A 19,501-nucleotide genomic window follows, 5' to 3' on the forward strand; every position below is an offset into this window, starting at 1 on the left:
CCTGATCCCACCAAGAGGTCCACACAATGAATAATGAAAACTGTGCCTCAGAAACACCCGATTACACAGAACCAGAAGTGCTCGGTAAAGCCGCTGGCGCAGAGTCGCTGGCACCGCAGGAAAACCGCATAATGGGGCGGCTATCCTATTTGCTGGCCTGGTTCGGGGGCTGTGTCGCCATCGGTACCTTTGCCATGGGATCGAGCATCGTCGGCACTCTCAATCTCTTGCAGGCGAGCGTAGCCATTGCAATCGGTTGCTTCGTCATCGGTATCGCCTTGGCACTCAACGGCGCCGCCGGTTACAAATATGGCATCCCCTTCATGGTCCAGGCACGCAGCGCCTTTGGCTTCACCGGCACCCGCTTCCCCGGCCTGGTCCGAGCAGTTCCGGCTATTGTCTGGTACGGCTTCCAAAGCTGGATTGGGGCCGCAGCAATCAATGCAGTGTCGACAACCATGTTCGGCTTCGACAACCTGGTGTTCTACTTCATCGCCTTCCAGTTCCTGCAAATCGGCCTTTCCATATTCGGCTTCCAAGGCATTAAGTGGCTGGAAAACGTTGGCAGTGTCTTCATTCTGTTTTCCCTCGTTTACATGTTCTACAGCGTGATCAATCGCTATGGCGATGAGATCACCACCAATCTGGTGAACATTGAAGGCACCTGGGGCCTGCCATTCTGGGGTGCCACCATGCTTTTTCTAGGCATTTACAGCACGATGATGCTCAACGTCAGCGACTATTCACGCGAACTGAAGAAAGGCAGTAGCGCAGGTATGCTGACCACTATCTATGCCATGTCGATCCTTCCCTGCACCCTGTTTATGGGGCTGATCGGCTTGATGGTTTCCGGCGCCACGGGAGTCAGTGATCCGATACAGGTCTTCTCCAGCGCTGTCGACAACACCCCACTACTGATAATCACGCTACTGTTCATCGCCTTCGCTCAAGTGACTACCAACGTATTGAATAACGTGGTGCCGCCAACCTATATCCTCATGGATGTATTCAAACTTCCGTTCCGCACGGCGACCATCATCGTTGGCGTGCTCGCCTTCGGTACTTTCCCTTGGGAGCTGGTCAAAGAAGAGTCCTCTTCTGGGCTGCAAGTATTTGTACAAACTTACTCGGCGTTCCTCGGCCCGATCTTCTCCGTGATGGTTGTGGACTACTTCATCCTGCGCCAGCGTAATTTGGACATTGCCAAGCTGTATGACGAAAACGGCCCATATCGCGGCGTAAACTACGCAGCCATTGGCGCTTCGCTTCTCGGCGCCGCTGTTGCACTGAGCCTGCCCGTAATGTCGTGGTATGCCAGCCTGATACCCGCCGGCCTGAGCTACTACCTGATGATGTTGCACTTACCCGCCTGCAAACGCTTTTGTAGCTGAGCTGTCTTGCCCAGCCAACAAGAAGCTAAGGCACTGACGAAGCCGGCGCCTGTGCGCCGGCTTTTTCTTTCTGCCGCTCGAGAAAGTCCACCTTCCACTGTTCCAGGCCGATGTAGTCGCTATCGAGGTTGGCCTCGACGCGATAACTCGCCTTGAGCGCGGCAACCTGAGCCGAGCGCTCGGCGAGAAAGCGATCGAAACGCGCGATCAGCTGTGGATGACGAGCGCTGGACAGATGAAAGCTGCCACGGGTATGCGGCAACTTGGGATCGAACACCAAAGCCCCCGGGCGCGCGCGAATGTTGTCCAGATAATGGGTGGCCACCACCACGTTGAAGTAGGCGCCATCGGTGTCCTGCTTCAGCGCCTGGCGAATCATCTGGCGCAGATCGTCGCTGTAGCTCAGCTGGATCTGCCCACTGTCGATGCGCTGCTCGTATCCACGCGGTGTCCAGCCCTGCACCATGGCCAGGCGACGGATGCTCGCCAGCGCCTGCCCCTGGCGCTGCGGCGTCACCAGCACGCCGTCGACGTAATCGACCACGGCCTGGCTGTAGAGCAACGTCATGCCAGCCTTCTGTGCACCGGCCCAGTGCGGGCTGTCGGGGTACTTGAAATCGATCTCGCCACGCTGCAGGGCCGGCAGCAACTGATCCACCGGCAGTGCCTTGTAGCTCAGGCCGATACTGCTGTCAGCCGCGAAGGCATCCAGCACCTCACGGGCGAAGCCACGGTACCGACCCTCGCCATCGAGGCTGTAGTGCGGAGCGAACGGCAGGTCCTCAACGCCGACCACGTAGGTCTGCGCCAGGACTGCGGGTGTCAGCACAATGGTGGAAAACAGGCACAGTCGTACGGGCTGCATTGGAGCCTCCTTATTGTTGTTATGGGAATCCGATCAGACGGGCTCAGCCGCCGGTCATACTCATGAAGCGCACCACCTGCACCTGCTCGTCGGTGGCGAAGTGATGCCGCTCGGGCTTCAGACGCAGCGCCTCGATCAGCGCCTGGCGCAGGCGTTCGCCGTCGCCCGGATGCGCGCGCAGCAGGCGCTTGAGGTCCAGCGCGTTGTCGTCGCCGAGACACAGCACCAGCTTGCCCTCGGCGGTGACTCGCACACGGTTGCAGTCACCGCAGAAGTTGTGGCTGTGCGGCGAAATGAACCCCACCTGAGTCTGCGTGCCAATCACTTGCCAGTAACGCGACGGCCCGCCGGTGACCTTGCTGCTGCGCACCAGCGCATGGCGCTGCTCGATACGCTGGCGCACCTCGTCGCTGGAGCAGAAGGTCTGTTCACGGCTGTGGCTGACCACGCTGCCCAGCGGCATTTCCTCGATGAAACTGATATCCAGGCCGCGCGCGATGGCGAACTCGACCAGATCCTGCACCTCGTCATCATTGCGCCCGCTCTGCACCACGCTGTTGAGCTTGATCCGCTCGAAGCCGGCCGCGCGCGCCGCCTCGATGCCGGCCAGTACCTGGTCGAGCCTGTCGCGTCGGGTGAACGCGGCGAAGCGCTCGCGCTGCAGGGAATCCAGGCTGATGTTCAGACGCCGCACGCCCGCCGCGCGCAAGGGCGCTGCCATTTCGGCCAACTGCGAGCCATTGGTGGTGATCGCCAGGTCGTCCAGCTCGTCACGCTCACCCAGGCGCTGCAGCAGGCTCAGCAGGTTCTTGCGCACCAGCGGCTCACCGCCGGTGATGCGAATACGCCGCACGCCAAGGCTGATGAAGGCATCGGCCACGGCGTACAGCTCCTCCAGGCTGAGAATCTGCTGACGCGGCGCGAACTGCATGTCTTCGCTCATGCAGTAGGTGCAGCGAAAATCACAGCGATCGGTCACCGACAAACGCAGGTAGGTGATGCGCCGACCAAAGGGATCGACGAGCTGATGGGTATTCACGGTGGGTCTCCTGCAGCGTCACGCGCCGAGACTTTTTGTCATGGATAACGTTGTGCGCGATAGAAACAGAAAAGTGATTTCCTGTATACAAAAATTTGACCCCAGGGTCAGTTAAACGCTGAGCAGCCCGTGGCTGCTGGCTTGAGCCTCGCGCAAAGCCGGTGCTACCATGCCCGACCGCCGTCCGGCGGCAGAGCAAACCACAGGGCCTTATGACCAGCATTCGCGAGCGTAACAAAGAGCTCATCCTGCGCGCAGCCAGCGAGGAGTTCGCCGACAAGGGCTTCGCCGCCACCAAGACCAGTGACATTGCGGCCAAGGCAGGCCTGCCCAAGCCCAACGTCTACTACTACTTCAAGTCCAAGGAAAACCTCTACCGCGAGGTCCTGGAAAGCATCATCGAGCCACTGCTGGCCGCCTCTGCCCCCTTCAACCAGCCGGGCCATCCGAGCGAAGTGCTGACCGCCTACATCCGCTCGAAGATCCGCATCTCCCGCGATCTGCCGCATGCCTCCAAGGTGTTCGCCAGCGAGATCATGCACGGCGCGCCGCACCTGTCGCCTGAACAGACCGAACAGCTCAACGCCCAGGCCAAGCACAACATCGCCTGCATCCAGCGCTGGATCGATCAGGGCCTGATGGCGAAAGTCGACCCGCATCACCTGCTGTTCAGCATCTGGGCAGCGACCCAGACCTATGCCGACTTCGACTGGCAGATCTCAACCGTCACCGGCAAGGCCAGTCTGGACGATGCCGACTACGAAGCCGCCGCCCAGACCATCATTCGCCTGGTACTCAAAGGCTGCGACGTCAGCCCGATGCCGTCGATGGCCTCCGAGCTGGTGACCAGCGCCTGACGCGAATCTGAAGCCTCCACCGATCCTGTAGGGTGTCGCGGGGCCGCCCAGGTCGCGCGCAATAAGTGTCAGGATCGTTTCGCAGATCACAGGAAAGACCACGCTTTACCGATCCACCGCTCTGGTGGATGTAAACAGCGACATCCACCCTACGCAACGCGGCGAGCCAGCGGCATATCCCGATCCGTAGGGTGTCGCGGGGCCGCCCAGGTCGCGCGCACCAGGGTCAAGGATCGTTTCGCAGATCACAGGAAAGACCACGCCTTACCGATTCACCGCTCTGGTCGATGTAAACAGCGACATCCACCCTACACCCCGGCATCCGCCTTCAGCCCCAGCGACTCCAGCGCACTGACCGCACACTGCTCGTCGATATCCGAGGTGTCGCCGGTGATGCCGACGGCGCCGATCACTTCGCCGCGTTCATCGCGAATCAACACCCCGCCCGGCGCCGGAATCAGGCTGCCCTGCGCCAGATTGTTCACCGCACCAATGAACGCCGGGCGCTGCTGCGCGTCGGCGGCGATCAGCCGCGAGCCCTTGCCCAGGGCCAGCGCGCCCCAGGCCTTGCCGATGGCGATCTGCGGGCGCAGCAGGCTCGCGCCGTCCTCGCGTTGCAGGCTGATCAGATGCCCGCCGGCATCCAGCACCGCCACCGTCAGCGGCGCCGCCTTTATCTCCCGCCCCACTGCCAGGGCACGACTGCCGATGGCGTTGGCGGTTTGCAGATTCAAGTTGCTCATGGTGATGACTCCTGAAGTGACAGAGGGAAAGAAACACCCAGGGCGCACGGGCGGTTGTGCGCACGGGCAATTCAGAACTCGTTCCACTATCCCACCAGCAACAAAAAATTCAACAACTACATACAATATCATTTTTTATTGTATACAGTTATCGCAACAGCCGTCCGTACCTGCCCCGCACAACCCGTCAAACGCACGTTTCAAAAGATTTTGCCCCAGACAACAGGCTGCACCGGAAAAAATGTTGACCGTGGAGTCATGGCCTGCATAGAATCCGAGCCAGGTGTTTTGTATACAATCTGACAACAAAAGAGGCACAAGAAATGGCCAGAATGAGAGCAATCGAGGCAGCCGTACTGGTGATGCGTCGCGAAGGCGTTGACACCGCATTCGGCGTCCCCGGCGCTGCCATCAACCCCCTGTATGCCGCACTGAAGAAACTCGGCGGCATCGATCACGTCCTGGCCCGTCACGTCGAAGGCGCTTCGCACATGGCCGAGGGTTACACCCGCACCAATGCCGGCAACATCGGTGTGTGCATCGGCACCTCCGGCCCCGCCGGCACCGACATGGTCACCGGCCTGTACTCGGCGTCCGCCGACTCCATTCCAATTCTGTGCATCACCGGCCAGGCGCCGCGTGCGCGCATGCACAAGGAAGATTTCCAGGCAGTCGACATCACCAGCATCGTCGGTCCGGTGACCAAGTGGGCCACCACCGTGATGGAACCCGGCCAGGTGCCGCGCGCCTTCCAGCGTGCCTTCCATGAAATGCGCAGCGGCCGTCCCGGCCCGGTGCTGATCGACCTGCCGTTCGACGTGCAGATGGCCGAGATCGAGTTCGACATCGACGCCTACGAACCGCTGCCGGTGGCCAAGCCGAGCACCAGCCGCGTCCAGGCCGAGAAAGCCATCGCCATGCTCAACGACGCCGAGCACCCGCTGCTGGTCGCCGGTGGCGGTATCTTCAATGCCGATGCGCAAGACAAACTGGTGGAGTTCGCCGAGCTGACCGGTGTGCCAGTAGTGCCGACGCTGATGGGCTGGGGCGCGATCCCCGACGATCACAAGCTGATGGTCGGCATGGTCGGCCTGCAGACCTCGCACCGTTACGGCAACGCCACCCTGCTCGCTTCCGACCTGGTGTTCGGTATCGGCAACCGCTGGGCCAACCGCCACACCGGCTCGGTCGAGGTCTACACCGAAGGCCGCAAGTTCATCCACGTCGACATCGAACCCACGCAGATCGGCCGCGTGTTCAACCCGGACCTGGGCATCGCCTCCGATGCCGGTAACGCGCTGAACGCATTCCTTGAAGTCGCCCGCGAATGGAAAGCCGCCGGCAAGCTGAAGGACCGCAGCGCCTGGGTCGAATCCTGCCGCGAGCGCAAACGCACCCTGCAGCGCAAGACTCACTTCGACAACGTGCCGGCCAAGCCGCAGCGCGTGTACGAGGAGATGAACGAAGCCTTTGGCAAGGACACCTGCTACGTCAGCACCATCGGTCTGTCGCAGATCGCAGGCGCGCAGTTCCTGCACGTATACAAGCCGCGTCACTGGATCAACTGCGGCCAGGCCGGCCCGCTGGGCTGGACCATTCCGGCGGCGCTGGGCGTGGTCAAGGCCGACCCGCAACGTCAGGTCGTGGCCCTGTCCGGCGACTATGACTTCCAGTTCATGATCGAGGAGCTGGCCGTCGGCGCGCAGTTCAACCTGCCGTACATCCACGTGCTGGTGAACAACTCCTACCTGGGCCTGATCCGTCAGGCGCAGCGCGGCTTCGACATCGACTACTGCGTGCAGCTGGCGTTCGAGAACATCAACGCACCGGAGCTCAATGGCTACGGCGTCGATCACGTCGCCGTGGTCGAGGGCCTGGGCTGCAAGGCGATCCGCGTGTTCGACCCGAACGAGCTGCAGAACGCCTTCGCCGAAGCCAAGCGCCTGATGGCCGAGCACCGCGTACCGGTGGTGGTGGAGATCATCCTGGAGCGTGTCACCAACATCTCCATGGGCACCGAGATCAACGCCATCAACGAGTTCGAGGAACTGGCCGAGCGCGGCGTCGACGCGCCGACCGCCATCTCGCTGCTGGATTGATCTACCTACTCCCCTCTCCCTTTGGGAGAGGGGCCGGGGGTGAGGGCTGTGCAAGGCACGCGGTCCTCGCTCATTCCGACACTGCCTCCCTCACCCCAACCCTCTCCCGAGGGGAGAGGGAGCCAAATTGAAGGAACACACCATGCCCCGTTTTGCAGCCAACCTGTCCATGCTGTTCACCGAAGTGGACTTCCTGGACCGTTTCGCCGCCGCCGCCGAAGCCAGCTTCAGCGGCGTGGAATACCTCTTCCCCTATGACTTCCCGGTGGAAGAGATCAAGGCCCGCCTGGACGCCAACAAGCTCGAGCAAGTGTTGTTCAACCTGCCCGCCGGCGACTGGGGCAAGGGTGAACGTGGCATCGCCTGCCACCCGGACCGCGTCGAGGAATTCCGCGCAGGCGTCGACAAGGCCATCGCCTACGCCAAGGTGCTGGGCAACCAGCAGATCAACTGCCTGGCCGGCATCCGCCCGCAGGGCGTGGACTGCGCGACCGTGGAAAAGACCTTCGTCGACAACCTGCGCTACGCCGCTGACAAGCTGGCCGGCGCCGGCATCCGCCTGGTCATGGAAGCCATCAACACCCGCGACATCCCCGGCTTCTACCTCAGCACCACCCAGCAGGCCCTGGACATCCGCGACAAGGTCGGCAGCAGCAACCTGTACCTGCAGTACGACATCTACCACATGCAGATCATGGAAGGTGACCTGGCCCGTACGGTTGAGAGCAACCTGACCGCGATCAACCACGTGCAACTGGCCGACAACCCGGGCCGCAACGAGCCGGGCACCGGCGAGATCAACTACCGCTTCCTCTTCGAGCACCTGGATCGCATCGGCTACCAGGGCTGGATCGGCTGTGAATACAAGCCGGCCACCACCACCGCTGCCGGCCTCGGCTGGATGAAAGCGCACAACGCAATCTGACGGACTTCACCAATTCGTAGGAGCGGGTTCACCCGCGAAGCAGGCACCGCGCTGCATGGCTCCGGCCTCGCCGGTGTTCGCGGATGAATCCGCTCCTACAGGCTCACCACCTACATCGAGGTTATCTCTCATGGCAAAAATCGGATTCATTGGCACCGGCATCATGGGCAAACCCATGGCGCAGAACCTGCAGAACGCAGGTCACACCCTGTTCCTGTCCGAGCATCATGACCCGGCCCCGGCCGATCTGGTCGCCGCTGGCGCCATCGCCCTGGCCAACCCACAGGAAGTCGCTCAGGAAGCCGAGTTCATCATCGTCATGGTGCCGGACACCCCGCAGGTCGAAGACGTGCTGTTCCGCGACAACGGCATCGCCCAGGGCGTCGGCGCCGGCAAGGTGGTGATCGACATGAGTTCGATCTCCCCCACCGCGACCAAGACCTTCGCCGAGAAGATCAAGGCCACCGGCGCTGCCTACCTGGACGCCCCGGTGTCCGGCGGTGAGGTCGGTGCCAAGGCCGCGACCCTGTCGATCATGGTCGGTGGCTGCCCGAACGCCTTCGAACGCGCCCTGCCGCTGTTCCAGGCCATGGGCAAGAACATCACCCGCGTCGGCGGCAACGGCGACGGTCAGACTGCCAAGGTGGCCAACCAGATCATCGTCGCGCTGAACATCCAGGCAGTGGCCGAAGCGCTGCTGTTCGCCGCCAGGAACGGCGCCGATCCGGCCAAGGTGCGTGAAGCGCTGATGGGTGGTTTCGCCGGCTCGAAGATCCTCGAAGTGCACGGCGAGCGCATGATCAAGGGCACCTTCGATCCGGGCTTCCGCATCAGCCTGCACCAGAAGGACCTCAACCTGGCGCTGTCCGGTGCTCGCGAGCTGGGCCTGAACCTGCCAAACACCGCCAACGCCCAGCAAGTGTTCAGCACCTGCGCGGCCCTCGGCGGCAGCGGCTGGGATCACTCCGCCCTGATCAAGGGTCTGGAGCATATGGCCAACTTCAATATCCGCGGCGAGTAAGCGCAGCCCTCTCAGGAAATCCGTGGGAGGGGCTTTAGCCGCGACTGTCGCCGCTGAAGCGCCTCCCACAGATCCCGAAGGCCGCGTTTCGCCCACCCTTTCGACCTTCCTGGCAGGAGGTGTCACGGCCCGATTGCCAGGTCGGTCGATTCCATTCCCCAGGCGCTGCCACGCGGCGCCTGCGGACTGGAATCGATCCATCGAGAGAACATCGATCGTTCCCACGCTTTGCGTGGGCATGCATCCCGTGACGCTCCGCGTCACACAACAGCAGACGCCTCAGTGTCTCGCCGGGCGTTACCACGCGGAGCGTGGGAACGATCATCCAGCGTCACCCCCAGAACAAGAGAACACCGCCATGACCTTCGACCCGCAACGCCTGCTGCGCGACCTGTTCGCCACCGCCATCGCTGCCGCGCATCCGCGCCAGGTGCTGGCCGACCACCTGCCCGCGGACCGCAGCGGCCGCGTCATCGTCATCGGCGCCGGCAAGGCTGCTGCGGCCATGGCCGAGGTGATCGAGCAGCAATGGCAAGGCGAGGTCAGCGGCCTGGTGGTGACCCGCTACGAGCACGGCGCCGACTGCCAGAAGATCGAAGTGGTGGAAGCCGCACACCCGGTACCGGACGATGCCGGCGAACGCGTCGCCCGTCGCGTGCTGGAATTGGTGTCGAACCTCAGCGAGGACGACCGGGTGATCTTCCTGCTCTCCGGCGGCGGCTCCTCGCTGCTGGCGTTGCCGGCAGAAGGCATCGGCCTCAAGGACAAGCAGGCGATCAACAAGGCGCTGCTGAAATCCGGCGCCACCATCGGTGAGATGAACTGCGTGCGCAAGCACCTCTCGGCGATCAAGGGCGGTCGCCTGGCCAAGGCCTGCTGGCCGGCCACCGTGTACACCTACGCCATCTCCGACGTACCCGGCGACGAAGCCACGGTGATCGCCTCCGGCCCCACCGTGGGCGACCCGACCACCTCGGCCGAAGCCCTGGCGATTCTCGCCCGCTATGCCATCGACATTCCGGCCAACGTGCGCGCCTGGCTGCAGGACCCACGCTCGGAAACGGTCAAGCCCGGCGATCCGGTGCTCGCCCGCAGCCACTTCCAGCTGATCGCCACGCCGCAGCAGTCGCTCGACGCCGCCGCTGCCAAAGCCGAAGCGGCCGGTTTCCCGGTACTGATTCTCGGCGACCTGGAGGGCGAGTCGCGCGACGTGGCCAAGGTGCATGCCGGCATAGCCCGCCAGGTGCAGCTCCATGGCCAGCCGATCAAGCCGCCCTGCGTGATCCTCTCCGGCGGCGAAACCACCGTCACCGTGCGCGGCAAAGGCCGTGGCGGGCGCAACGCCGAGTTCCTGCTCAGCCTTACCGAGAGCCTCAAGGGCCTGCCCGGCGTCTACGCGCTGGCTGGCGACACCGACGGCATCGACGGCTCCGAAGACAATGCCGGCGCCATCATGACGCCCTACAGCTATGCCCGCGCCGGCATCAAGGGCCTGTCCGCCCGTGACGAACTGGACAACAACAACGGCTATGGCTACTTCGCCGCCCTCGACGAGCTGATCGTCACCGGCCCGACCCGTACCAACGTCAACGATTTCCGCGCCATTCTGATTCTCGAGAAAACCCAATGAACGCCGACAAGAAAGTGAAGATCCTCGCCACCCTCGGGCCGGCGATCCGCGATGCCGCGCATATCCGCCAGCTGGTGGAAGCCGGGGTCAACCTGTTCCGCCTCAACTTCAGCCATGGCGAGCATGCCGACCACGCCCAGCGCTACCAGTGGGTGCGCGAGGTGGAGCGCGAGCTGAACCAGCCCATCGGCATCCTCATGGACCTGCAGGGGCCGAAGCTGCGCGTCGGCCGCTTTGCCGAAGGCAAGGTGCAGCTGGTCAACGGCCAGAGCCTGCGCCTGGATCTGGACGCCACACCCGGCGACGCCAGCCGGGTCAACCTGCCCCATCCAGAAATCATCGAAGCGCTGCAACCGGGCATGAGCCTGCTGCTGGACGATGGCCGCCTGCGCCTGAAGGTAACCGCCAAGCAGGCTGATGCCGTAGACACCTGCGTCATCGCCGGTGGCGAGCTGTCCGACCGCAAGGGCGTCAACGTGCCCGAGGCGGTGCTGCAACTGTCGCCGCTGACCGACAAGGATCGCCGCGACCTGGCCTTCGGCCTGGAGCTAGGCGTGGACTGGGTCGCGCTGTCGTTCGTGCAACGCCCGGAAGATATCCTCGAAGCGCGCGAGCTGATCGGCGGCAAGGCCTTCCTCATGGCCAAGATCGAGAAACCCTCGGCGGTGGTCCACCTGGAAGAAATCGCCAAGCTGTGCGACGCCATCATGGTGGCGCGCGGTGACCTGGGCGTGGAAGTGCCGGCCGAGAACGTACCGCGCATCCAGAAGGACATCGTGCGCACCTGCCGCCAGCTGGGTCGCCCGGTGGTGGTGGCTACGCAGATGCTCGAATCCATGCGCTTCTCCCCGGCGCCGACCCGCGCCGAAGTCACCGACGTGGCCAACGCCGTAGCCGAAGGCGCCGATGCGGTGATGCTGTCGGCCGAGACCGCCTCCGGCGACTACCCGCTGGAAACCGTGCAGATGATGAGCAAGATCATCCGCCAGGTGGAAAACGGGCCGGACTACCAGAGCCAGCTCGACGTCGGTCGCCCACAGGCAGAAGCCACCGCCAGCGACGCCATCAGTTGCGCCATCCGCCGCATCAGCTCGATCCTGCCGGTCGCGGCATTGGTCAACTACACGGAATCCGGCAGCTCCAGCCTGCGCGCCTCGCGCGAGCGGCCCAAGGCGCCGATCCTCAGCCTGACGCCGAGCCTGACCACGGCCCGGCGCCTGACCGTGGCCTGGGGCATCTACTCGGTGGTCAACGAGCGCCTGCGCAAGGTCGAGGAGGTCACCAGCACCGCGCTGGAGATCGCCCAAGCCCAGGGCATGGCCCAGCGTGGCGAAACCGTGGTGATCACCGCTGGTGAACCCTTCGGCCAACCGGGCAGCACCAACAGCCTGAGGATCGAAACGCTGCACTGAGCCGCACTGCTCTCCTGCAGGGTGCGCCATGCGCACGGCGCACCCTACACAGCTCCGTAGCTCGGATGAATCCGGGGAATGCTCTGACCCTGCGTCCCGGATTTCATCCGGGCTGCGCGTTGTATTGATTCGTAGGGTGTCGCGGGGCCGCCTGGCCCGAGCGCACCTTGCGTCCCGTTGGCGGTGCGCACGGCGCACCCTACGTAGCTCCTCCAAGCAACACGGACGGCTCCCCTCTCCCGCTTGCGGGAGACGACTGCATGAATGCAGGAGGTAGGGCGACGCAGGATGCCAAAGCCGAGGGGCTGGGGGAGAGGGCTCTCTTGGCACACACATCATGCCTCCACTAGCAACCTCATACCCTGCTCTGCAAAGCCTGCGCGCCCTGCTCAGCGGCTTCGCCCAGATCTTCCTGCAACAGCACCCCAGCTGCGGCCTGCTGGTACTGATCGCCATCCTCATCGGTGCCCCTGAGTTGCTGGGCGGCGCCCTGCTCGGCGGCCTGACCTCGATGCTGACCGCGCAGCGCAGCGGCTACCCGCCTGCCGACATCGCCATCGGCCTGTACGGCTACAACGGCATCCTGCTCGGCCTGCTGCTCAGTCTGAAACTGCCATGGACACCGCTGTTGCCCGGGCTGATCATCGCAAGCGCCGCCCTGTCCAGCCTGCTGCTGGCCCCCTGGATGCGTCGTATGCGCAAACATGGCTGGCTGCCCGCCTTCACCTTTCCCTTCGTGCTGCTGGGTTGGCTATCACTGGCACTGCTCACCCAGCTGCAGTTGCCATTGGCACCACCAGCCAGCGCGCCCGAAGCGCCGGAGCTGAACCTCCTGCAACTGATACTCGCCGTGCTGCGCGGCCTGGGTCAGGTGATCTTCCTCGACTCACCATTGGCCGGTCTGTGCCTGCTGCTCGGCTTACGCCTGGCCGATGGCCGCATGGCGCTGTGGGCACTGCTGGGTTCCAGCGGCGGCTTCGCCCTGGCGATTTTCCATGGCTGGCCCAGCGGGGGTGCCCTCGCCGGTCTCTACGGCTACAACGCCACCCTCGCCGCCATCGCCCTGGCCCAGGTACACCGCAGCCCACTGGTACCGGCCCTCGGCATTCTGCTCGCCCTGTTGCTGCAGCCCGGCTTCAGCGCGCTGGGCCTACCCGCCCTGACCATGCCCTTCATCCTCGCCTGCTGGCTGATCAGGGCCGGTGCACAAAGTTGGCAAAAGGCAGTCAAGGACAGCACGCCGACGTTCTAGAATCGCGCAACGGACTACAAAGCGAGCGCGCAGAACATGGACAGACGAATTCTCGGCCTCAGCTTGCTGCTGGCAACCGCTACGACCGGCGCAGAGTCAATCCCCAGCCTGATCGGCCCGGTCAGCGATATCGTGGTGATCGAAGATGGACTCGGCCCGGAGCAAGAAAACTGCCAGAGCTTCAAGGTAAGCGAAGCAATGGTCACGGACTTCCTGCGTCACGCCATCCTCATCACCCATCGCCAGGAACACGACTGGTACCTGTACGGCCCCTGCCAGGCCCATGGCACCTTGAGCACCCGTTACGGAGAATGGCAGTGGCAGCTACTCAATCTGGGCACCGCAAGGATTACAGCAGCCACCGGTGAAACCTTCGTTATCGGTGATCCGCGAGAGGAGTCGTCGCTGGAGGACGAATGAACGACAAACTTCTTGCTCCATATGCCTCATAAAAGCCAAATTTGATCGTTCCCACGCTCCGCGTGGGAATGTAGCCCTCGACGCTCTGCGTCGATCAATGCCAGATCCAGCACGTCAACAAATCTCTGCCACAGATCAAGAACAGGACGCGGAGCGTCCTCGGAAGGCATGCCCACGCAGAGCGTGGGTACGATCAACCCGACGAAGTCGGGCCGGATGCCAGGGGCAAGACCTCTTGGTTACTTCTGGCGGGGCCGGCCATCCGGGCGTTTGCCAGAAGTGACCCGCCGTATGGCCGGAACCGGTATCGGCAACAACATGGAAGCGGCGAGTTCACGCCGAAGGGAAGTGACCCGGCTAACATCGCAATGGGAACAATAGGGGACAGACCACGTTTTACTAAATATCTTAAACAATAGGGGACAGACCACGTTTTACTAAATATCTGGCGCACTCTTGGGACGCCCTGGCTTGCCTCTTGTGACTCTTCGCCCCAACGCTGCCTCAACTTCGGCAGAAAACTTCGGACTTCCCAGTGCGTAGTTTCCATTTGTCGCGGCACGTATCTGATCGACAAGCCCTGCGTCTAGCTGATAACGGAACAATTCTCTATAAGCCTCAGCCCTGAGCATCTCATCTCGACCCAGTGACTGATAGAGAGGATGTGGACAGCGCAGCACTGAGGACTCACCCTGCGCGTTGGCCCGGTAGCTCGACCAGCGGTATTCCGCCGGGTGCTCAACCATGCCTGCACGGATAGGATTCATCTCAATGTATCGATAGCAAGCCAACACATATGCCTCTTCCTGCATGAGGCAAGAGCGGAAACGACCTTCCCACAGCGTCCCGCTACGGCGGTATGCTCGATTAACATACTGCACGTAACGCTGCCCTAGCCCCTTCATCATGAGTCCTGCACTATCAGGGCTTTCGGGCGTGGCCAACAAATGAACATGGTTGGTCATCAGACACCAGGCATGGATCGCACATCCATGCTTCTTTGCTTGCTCCATCAATACATCCAGATAAAAAAGATAATCCTCGTCAGCGTAAAAACAGGCTGAGCGATTGTTCCCTCTCTGAATCAGGTGAAGTGAAACGCCTGGCAATAATATGCGTGCTCGACGTGGCATACAGACCTCCTTCCATGGAATTCCATAACCCTAGACCAATAAACGTGGTCTGTCCCCTATTGTTTCCCACCAGAACTGGCTACTTCTCCAGTTCCTTTTGGACCAACAAATTATTGCTCTAAAAAAGCAGCCCGCACCCTCAACAACCAATCTGCGTATGTCAGTCCTTCGGATCCGGGCTCAAAGAAACATCCAATTTTAGCAATCATAATCTCGCGACAAGCCTCTTCAGAAAGATTAAGAGCAATCAACTGATCAAGCTCAGACGCCCCCGCGAGCAACCTATCACGAGATTCACTATTAATAATTTCATGAATCACCCCACTACTATTACTGAACTCTTCAGGCCAGTCTTGATGAAAATAGCAGCCTAATAACTGCCCGAGAATTCTGTAATTTTTCATATTCATGGCACCGTAGGGAATCCTGTAAGAATTTTATATCCTGTTGGCATTTTCGAGTCACGCACAAGTATGACCCTGACCGAACTTGCATCTACTGCGCTGGACGCGCCACGAGCAACAGATATCCCAACAGGGCTTGATAGCGTATGGTCAAGTCTCAAGCGGTTTGCGCTCCCAGAAAGCCAGCTCGCAATTTCTGTTTGCTTCATATCCAAGGTTTGTGAAACGGCCTTTTCAGCAAATGTTCGATCATAAAAAGATGACGACCCGGTAATTTTAGGCTCAGCCGAAAGACGACTTAGCAACTGTGCCTCTGATTGCCCAACATGCTTTGCAATCAAGTGCCCACCAGCTGCTTCATGAGCTGCAAGTCCACCACCTGGAACAATTGGGCTAACTGCCTTAGCAGCTTCTTTTGGACCACCAGGCACCTCAAGCTTACTCAAATCACCTAAAGCACCTGCCTGCGCCTTCCAGCTTCCAGATGCCGGCGCTTCCGCAATAGCGTTCACAACGGTCTTGGCTGCAGAAGGTAGCTTAGCCGTAACCTGTGCAGCGCCTCGCACGGCCGTTATCAGGCCAACGAGTTCAACCGCAAAACGTCCTCCTTCCACACCTGCCGTAACAGAACCGTCCCAGCCTGCATCATTGTAGGCCTGCGTCAGCAATTCTGCTCGCTGCTCTAAGTCTGCAAAATAGCTGTCACTGAACTGCTGCCTGAATTCAGGGGAGTCAGCTAAAAGCTTTAATGCGCCTACAACTTCTTTGAAGTTTGTCGCTAATTCATAAATTCCTTCTGCTGTTTCAGCAGCGGAAAGCCCAATACCGCCACCGACCCCCACAATTAATCCAACATCTTGCTGTGCGGAGATCAAACTCCATTTAGCGTCCGTTCCAAATTTACAGCGAAAACGATCTTGACATTTCTCCAGTTCTTTTTTCTTCTGCACTTCCTGAACAATAGGGGGACAGACCACGTTTTACTAAATATCTGGCGCACTCTTGGGACGCCCTGGCTTACCTCTTGTGACTCTTCGCCCCAACGCTGCCTCAACTTCGGCAGAAAACTTCGGACCTCCCAGAAGATAGTCTTCGTCAGCGTAAAAACAGGCTGAGCGATTATTCCCTCTCTGAATCAGATGAACTGAAACGTCTGGCAGTAATATGCGTGCTCGACGTGGCATACAGACCTCCTTCCATGGAACTCCATAACCCTAGATCAATAAACGTGGTCTGTCCCCTATTGTTCTCTTTTCGTACAGAACCTAATCAAGCTCTACCACTCGTAGAAGCCTACAAATCTCCAACTTTAGCTGCTCATCATTGAACTCATACTCTTCTCGCAACTCATCATCACCACAATACATATCTGCCGCACAGAACATGCTAGACAAACACTCACTCAAAAGCGTCGCATCTGCAACAAGAAGCCCTCTATCTCTCTCTATCTTCCATAGCTCAATATATGCCTCAGAAAATACCACAGCAGATAACCGCCCCACTGCAAATGACTTTGCAAACTCAAAAAGAACAACGCTCATCGCAGAACACCATTTTTGATAAAGTTCTCATACTGTTGAGTTCCTGGGGAAAGCTTAAAGCCTGTAACAAAATTCCCTGCAACATCAACAACAACAGCATTATTCGTTGTCGCATTAAAGAAAACCTTAGAGTCCTTTACAAAACCATATGTACCCTGCTGCACTGTAGACGCAGAGCTCATATGAGCCTTAATCGCCGACTCAAATTGAGCAAGCGTTTCAGGATTCTTCTTCGTTGTTACGACACCAAAATCAGAAGCATGCTTAAATTTTTTATCAAGTTGCCTCTGGGTAATACTCGTGAGTTCTCCGGCAAAACCGCTACCCTTTGGAGCACCTACAAGAGCCTCCCCATACGTCTTCTCCAGCTTCTCAAGAGCCTCTTGGGACATTTTAGTCCCGGCTTTCTTAATCGCCGCAACTTTCCCAGACGGGGTTGGGAAAAGCAAATCAATGGCTAAAGCAACGTAGTTCTCCCAGGTCTCAGGCTCAAAAAGACTCTCCCGAATACTGCCTGGTGTGAATTCCCTATTGAGGAAATCCACCACCCTAGGATCTAGATCACCAACGCCATCAAGCTCTCCAGAGGCTATTTTCTTAAGCTCTGCCACCACCTCGCTTGCTTCAAGATCAGTGTACTTACCCTGCGCATGCAACAATTCCAAACCAGCTTCAAGCTTCTTCTGAGCATCCCTGTGAACCTGCTGGTTGTAGGCAGTGGCATTCTTGGCCAACTCTGCCGCCTTAGCTGGATCACCGCCTGTTGCGAGTGCAAGGGAAACGCCAATCAGCTGAGATACCGCCAACTCAAGCTGCTCATCGCCTTTGATAAGGCCTTCCAGTCGAGTGACTAGCGCCTCATTGACTCCGCCAACAATAACACCTGTCGCGAAATCTCCACCTGTTGCCTCGCTTAGCAATCCACCGACCAAGGCATGAACGACGATTTTTTCTTTGCCACCTTCAAACCACGCATTGTCTTGAGCAATGTCACCTACCGCGTTGAATGCGACGGCTTGTAAGAGCTGGGTTAGTTGACTCGTTAGCGCGATTTGCAGGTTGTCACCAAGGCTACCGCCTTGAACTGCAGTCTGAGCGACAGCCTGTACGGCACCTTGTGCGCCTAAATATGAGCCAAACTTGGCAACCCCAACAGGTTTGCTTAAATCAAACCCCTTCGTAATCTTATTGACATTGTCACTGCTTACACCAAAAGCACTATCCAAAACGCCCGATGTAAAACCTGCGGTAAGCCCAGAGACCACATAGCCCTTTAACGCGTCATCCGAGGTCACATCCTTGACCACGGCCCCCAGATCCCCCTTGTTATTGATAGTACTGATAGCTGCCGTGCTGACAGCCGCGTGAAATACAGCTTGCGCTGCGGCACCTACACCACTCGCCACAGCTGTACCGGCACCTGCCCCCGTCGCTGCAGTGCTCGCTGAACCAGCTACCGCCGAACCAGCACCCCAGGTTAGGTACGTAACGATAATTGCAATGACAATAGCCGCAGCACCACCCAACCCCGAGTGGCTGTACTTGAAGGAGTCATGCACCTCCTTCACCCGCCGCCAGTCCACATCGCCTCGGGCTTCGGCCTCTTTCAGCCAGGCCAGGTCAGGATCAGCCTTGACCATGGCATCGATGGTCTGGCTGACGGACTGCTGGTTGACCTGCTTGATATCGATCTTCAGGCCATCGACCGCCTGAATGACCAAGTCGCCCTGAGCGATCAGCTCGCTTTGTTTCAGGGTCTCGTCGGTCTTACCCTTACCCTTGGCCGACGTCCACGCCCAGCTGCTCTTGCTCTTCTCGTGGCTCTCCTGATCGAGATCCTTGACCGCTTCGAAAGTGATGCTGCCGCCACTGTCGAGGATCAAATCATTGCCGCTTTCCAGACGTGCCTTCTGATAGAGCTGGTCGCCTTCGCTGACCAGCGTCAGATCCCCCCCCGTGGTGATGCTGCTGCCGACATTGCGTACCGTGGTGACTTCGTCTCGCTGGGTTTTCTTGCTGCCCCAGGAGCCCTTCTTCTTCATGTCGTAGAGGTAGTAGTCACTGTTCTGTGCAGCCAGCAGCGCCAGTTGCTCACCGGCATACAGAAATGCCTCACCCTCGGCCCTGAGCTGGCTGGCGCTGAGGATCAGGTTGCCTTCGGCCAGGACATCCAGATCCCCACCCGCCTCGATCACCGCCGCCTGCTGGTGTACGTTGCTGTCGGCCTTGTCGATCTTCTTGCCACTGCGCTTGTAGCGGTACTCGCTGCTGCTTTCGTTGGCCGCTGCAGCGATGGTCACGTCACGGCCAGCGTCCAGCAGCACGTCACCGTCCGCCTTCACCGCACTGGCCACCACGGCAATATCCTGCCCGGCAGTCACGGCCAGATCCCCACCCACCTGCACATCGCTGCCATGCTGGGTGGTACTGGTGGTGCTCCAGAAGTGACGCTTGTCCTTGCGCATGCTGCCGTGCTCTTCGGCAGCGGAGGCGATGATCACGTCGCCACCGGCATTCAACTCGGCATCGCCGCCGGCCTTGAGGTTGCCGCCGATGTTCTGGATATCGCCCTTGGCATTGAGTTGCAGGTCGTTACCAGCTTCGATGCCGGCTGCCTTATCGACCACACTGGTCAACTGGCTGAAGCCCCTGCCTTCCAGGCTCTGCTGGCTGATGGTGCGTTCGTTGCTGATATCGCCTGTCAGGGCAATGAGGGAAACGTCCTGACCATTGATGAGCCCGCCCTGGGCGTTGCGGATGCTGTTTGTC

The 19,501-nt window shown here is 60.1% G+C and carries 17 protein-coding genes; 9 read left to right on the forward strand and 8 right to left on the reverse strand.

Annotated features, from left to right (window positions below; translation table 11 throughout):
* Nucleotides 1-26: 26 nt before the first annotated feature.
* Nucleotides 27-1,391, forward strand: a complete 1,365-nt coding sequence (locus tag ACN0X6_RS13100) for an NCS1 family transporter (RefSeq protein WP_417704470.1) — start codon at nucleotides 27-29, stop codon at nucleotides 1,389-1,391.
* A gap of 25 nt (nucleotides 1,392-1,416) precedes the next feature.
* Here ACN0X6_RS13100 and ACN0X6_RS13105 read toward each other — a convergent pair whose 3' ends face one another.
* Together ACN0X6_RS13105 and moaA are read right to left on the reverse strand one after the other, a co-directional pair.
* Nucleotides 1,417-2,256, reverse strand: coding sequence for a hypothetical protein (locus ACN0X6_RS13105; protein WP_417704472.1), 840 nt, complete (start codon nucleotides 2,254-2,256; stop codon nucleotides 1,417-1,419).
* A gap of 43 nt (nucleotides 2,257-2,299) precedes the next feature.
* Complete coding sequence (moaA, locus tag ACN0X6_RS13110; RefSeq protein WP_417704474.1) at nucleotides 2,300-3,295, reverse strand: GTP 3',8-cyclase MoaA; 996 nt, start codon at nucleotides 3,293-3,295, stop codon at nucleotides 2,300-2,302.
* Between the two features lie 212 nt (nucleotides 3,296-3,507).
* Here moaA and ACN0X6_RS13115 point away from each other — a divergent pair, with 212 nt between their 5' ends.
* Nucleotides 3,508-4,152, forward strand: a complete 645-nt coding sequence (locus ACN0X6_RS13115) for a TetR/AcrR family transcriptional regulator (protein ID WP_417704476.1) — start codon at nucleotides 3,508-3,510, stop codon at nucleotides 4,150-4,152.
* Nucleotides 4,153-4,460: 308 nt separating this feature from the next.
* Here ACN0X6_RS13115 and ACN0X6_RS13120 read toward each other — a convergent pair whose 3' ends face one another.
* Complete coding sequence (locus ACN0X6_RS13120; protein WP_417704478.1) at nucleotides 4,461-4,895, reverse strand: GlcG/HbpS family heme-binding protein; 435 nt, start codon at nucleotides 4,893-4,895, stop codon at nucleotides 4,461-4,463.
* Nucleotides 4,896-5,218: 323 nt separating this feature from the next.
* On the opposite strand from ACN0X6_RS13120, the gene gcl reads away from it, so the two are divergent.
* The 7 genes from gcl (at nucleotide 5,219) to ACN0X6_RS13155 (ending at nucleotide 13,654) form a co-directional block, all read left to right on the forward strand.
* Complete coding sequence (gene gcl / locus ACN0X6_RS13125; RefSeq protein ID WP_417704480.1) at nucleotides 5,219-6,994, forward strand: glyoxylate carboligase; 1,776 nt, start codon at nucleotides 5,219-5,221, stop codon at nucleotides 6,992-6,994.
* A 142-nt stretch (nucleotides 6,995-7,136) separates the two neighbouring features.
* The gene (gene hyi, locus ACN0X6_RS13130; protein WP_417704481.1) at nucleotides 7,137-7,919 is read left to right on the forward strand and encodes a hydroxypyruvate isomerase; all 783 of its coding nucleotides are present in this window, start codon (nucleotides 7,137-7,139) and stop codon (nucleotides 7,917-7,919) included.
* A 130-nt stretch (nucleotides 7,920-8,049) separates the two neighbouring features.
* The gene (locus ACN0X6_RS13135; RefSeq protein WP_417704483.1) at nucleotides 8,050-8,940 is read left to right on the forward strand and encodes a 2-hydroxy-3-oxopropionate reductase; all 891 of its coding nucleotides are present in this window, start codon (nucleotides 8,050-8,052) and stop codon (nucleotides 8,938-8,940) included.
* Between the two features lie 358 nt (nucleotides 8,941-9,298).
* On the forward strand, nucleotides 9,299-10,570 hold the full coding sequence (locus ACN0X6_RS13140) for a glycerate kinase type-2 family protein (RefSeq protein WP_417704485.1): 1,272 nt from the start codon (nucleotides 9,299-9,301) through the stop codon (nucleotides 10,568-10,570).
* Nucleotides 10,567-11,982 (forward strand): pyruvate kinase, encoded by a 1,416-nt coding sequence (gene pyk, locus ACN0X6_RS13145; protein WP_417704487.1) that lies wholly within the window; start codon nucleotides 10,567-10,569, stop codon nucleotides 11,980-11,982. The genes ACN0X6_RS13140 and pyk overlap by 4 nt, the downstream gene beginning before the upstream one ends.
* A gap of 337 nt (nucleotides 11,983-12,319) precedes the next feature.
* A complete protein-coding gene (locus ACN0X6_RS13150; protein WP_417704488.1) occupies nucleotides 12,320-13,234 on the forward strand; it encodes an urea transporter in 915 nt (304 codons plus the stop codon).
* A gap of 36 nt (nucleotides 13,235-13,270) precedes the next feature.
* Nucleotides 13,271-13,654 (forward strand): hypothetical protein, encoded by a 384-nt coding sequence (locus ACN0X6_RS13155; RefSeq protein ID WP_417704490.1) that lies wholly within the window; start codon nucleotides 13,271-13,273, stop codon nucleotides 13,652-13,654.
* A 437-nt stretch (nucleotides 13,655-14,091) separates the two neighbouring features.
* On the opposite strand, the gene ACN0X6_RS13160 is transcribed toward ACN0X6_RS13155, so the two are convergent.
* The 5 genes from ACN0X6_RS13160 to ACN0X6_RS13180 all read right to left on the reverse strand — a co-directional run.
* The gene (locus tag ACN0X6_RS13160; RefSeq protein ID WP_417704492.1) at nucleotides 14,092-14,787 is read right to left on the reverse strand and encodes a transposase; all 696 of its coding nucleotides are present in this window, start codon (nucleotides 14,785-14,787) and stop codon (nucleotides 14,092-14,094) included.
* 110 nt (nucleotides 14,788-14,897) lie between these two features.
* Nucleotides 14,898-15,197 (reverse strand): contact-dependent growth inhibition system immunity protein, encoded by a 300-nt coding sequence (locus tag ACN0X6_RS13165; protein WP_417704494.1) that lies wholly within the window; start codon nucleotides 15,195-15,197, stop codon nucleotides 14,898-14,900.
* The gene (locus ACN0X6_RS13170) at nucleotides 15,194-16,141 is read right to left on the reverse strand and encodes an RNase A-like domain-containing protein (protein WP_417704496.1); all 948 of its coding nucleotides are present in this window, start codon (nucleotides 16,139-16,141) and stop codon (nucleotides 15,194-15,196) included. Before ACN0X6_RS13170 ends, ACN0X6_RS13165 begins: the two co-directional genes overlap by 4 nt.
* Before the next feature lie 315 nt (nucleotides 16,142-16,456).
* The gene (locus ACN0X6_RS13175; protein ID WP_417704497.1) at nucleotides 16,457-16,732 is read right to left on the reverse strand and encodes a colicin immunity domain-containing protein; all 276 of its coding nucleotides are present in this window, start codon (nucleotides 16,730-16,732) and stop codon (nucleotides 16,457-16,459) included.
* On the reverse strand, nucleotides 16,729-19,501 hold a 2,773-nt coding region (locus ACN0X6_RS13180), incomplete at its 5' end, for a DUF637 domain-containing protein (protein WP_417704499.1). The genes ACN0X6_RS13180 and ACN0X6_RS13175, both read right to left, overlap by 4 nt.

It is taken from the genome of Pseudomonas sp. (assembly GCF_048269965.1).
Classification (GTDB): Bacteria; Pseudomonadota; Gammaproteobacteria; order Pseudomonadales; family Pseudomonadaceae; genus Aquipseudomonas.

What these genes read in the sequence shown, in the direction of transcription:
- ACN0X6_RS13120 (WP_417704478.1), bottom strand. Translation starts at nt 4,895, where the DNA reads ATGAGCAACTTGAATCTGCAAACCGCCAACGCCATCGGCAGTCGTGCC.
- ACN0X6_RS13175 (WP_417704497.1), bottom strand. Translation starts at nt 16,732, where the DNA reads ATGAGCGTTGTTCTTTTTGAGTTTGCAAAGTCATTTGCAGTGGGGCGG.
- hyi (WP_417704481.1), top strand. Translation starts at nt 7,137, where the DNA reads ATGCCCCGTTTTGCAGCCAACCTGTCCATGCTGTTCACCGAAGTGGAC.
- ACN0X6_RS13155 (WP_417704490.1), top strand. Translation starts at nt 13,271, where the DNA reads ATGGACAGACGAATTCTCGGCCTCAGCTTGCTGCTGGCAACCGCTACG.
- ACN0X6_RS13135 (WP_417704483.1), top strand. Translation starts at nt 8,050, where the DNA reads ATGGCAAAAATCGGATTCATTGGCACCGGCATCATGGGCAAACCCATG.
- ACN0X6_RS13105 (WP_417704472.1), bottom strand. Translation starts at nt 2,256, where the DNA reads ATGCAGCCCGTACGACTGTGCCTGTTTTCCACCATTGTGCTGACACCC.
- pyk (WP_417704487.1), top strand. Translation starts at nt 10,567, where the DNA reads ATGAACGCCGACAAGAAAGTGAAGATCCTCGCCACCCTCGGGCCGGCG.
- gcl (WP_417704480.1), top strand. Translation starts at nt 5,219, where the DNA reads ATGGCCAGAATGAGAGCAATCGAGGCAGCCGTACTGGTGATGCGTCGC.
- ACN0X6_RS13100 (WP_417704470.1), top strand. Translation starts at nt 27, where the DNA reads ATGAATAATGAAAACTGTGCCTCAGAAACACCCGATTACACAGAACCA.
- ACN0X6_RS13165 (WP_417704494.1), bottom strand. Translation starts at nt 15,197, where the DNA reads ATGAATATGAAAAATTACAGAATTCTCGGGCAGTTATTAGGCTGCTAT.
- ACN0X6_RS13115 (WP_417704476.1), top strand. Translation starts at nt 3,508, where the DNA reads ATGACCAGCATTCGCGAGCGTAACAAAGAGCTCATCCTGCGCGCAGCC.
- ACN0X6_RS13140 (WP_417704485.1), top strand. Translation starts at nt 9,299, where the DNA reads ATGACCTTCGACCCGCAACGCCTGCTGCGCGACCTGTTCGCCACCGCC.
- ACN0X6_RS13160 (WP_417704492.1), bottom strand. Translation starts at nt 14,787, where the DNA reads ATGCCACGTCGAGCACGCATATTATTGCCAGGCGTTTCACTTCACCTG.
- ACN0X6_RS13150 (WP_417704488.1), top strand. Translation starts at nt 12,320, where the DNA reads ATGCCTCCACTAGCAACCTCATACCCTGCTCTGCAAAGCCTGCGCGCC.